Origin of the sequence: Bartonella sp. AA81SXKL, from assembly GCF_042196945.1 — a bacterium.
Taxonomy (GTDB): Bacteria; Pseudomonadota; Alphaproteobacteria; order Rhizobiales; family Rhizobiaceae; genus Bartonella.
In genome coordinates, this window is the sequence record NZ_JBHIRH010000387.1 from 1 (window position 1) to 571 (window position 571).

Below are 571 nucleotides of genomic sequence, written 5' to 3' on the forward strand. Positions count from 1 at the left end.
TAAAGCTGATTGTGGAAAAGAAAACAAAATACGCCCCTAGCATAAAGATATCACCATGAGCGAAATTAATGAGTCTTAGAATACCATAGACCATGGTGTAACCAATTGCGATAAGCCCATAAAGAGCCCCCAATGCAAGTGCATTAAAAAAATACTGGATGAACATTTCAGTGCTCATCTCTTATCCTTCCGCATTTATTAATTCATATAGAATGAAAGAAGTAACCACAAGACGATTTGATTGAACCTCAACCCTCAACCGATTCCCGTATTTTGATTAGTAAGACTTTCTATTTTTTTAAAAAGCAGGTTTGACTTCATCTAAATAGATACGTTTTCCATCCTTTATTTCAATAACACCGATAGGAATCGTAGGATTATGGTTTTCATCCATAGACATATCCCCAAAGGGTGTTTGAAAGTCTTTTAATTTGCTAAGTTCTATAGTAATTTTTTCACGATCGGCACTGCCAGCATTTTCAATAGCTTTCATAAACATCATATAACTTGTGTATCCCAAAACAGAATTGATATTGGGTTCTTTGTCAGGATAAGCTGCTTTCCATTCTTT

The 571-nt window shown here is 34.9% G+C and carries 2 protein-coding genes; both read right to left on the reverse strand.

Annotated features, from left to right (window positions below):
- A partial coding sequence (locus ACFINZ_RS11845) for an ABC transporter permease subunit (protein WP_404978075.1) occupies nucleotides 1-178 on the reverse strand: 178 nt, incomplete at its 3' end.
- Nucleotides 179-298: 120 nt separating this feature from the next.
- Nucleotides 299-571: ABC transporter substrate-binding protein (locus ACFINZ_RS11850; RefSeq protein ID WP_375701629.1), on the reverse strand; the 273-nt coding region annotated here is incomplete at its 5' end.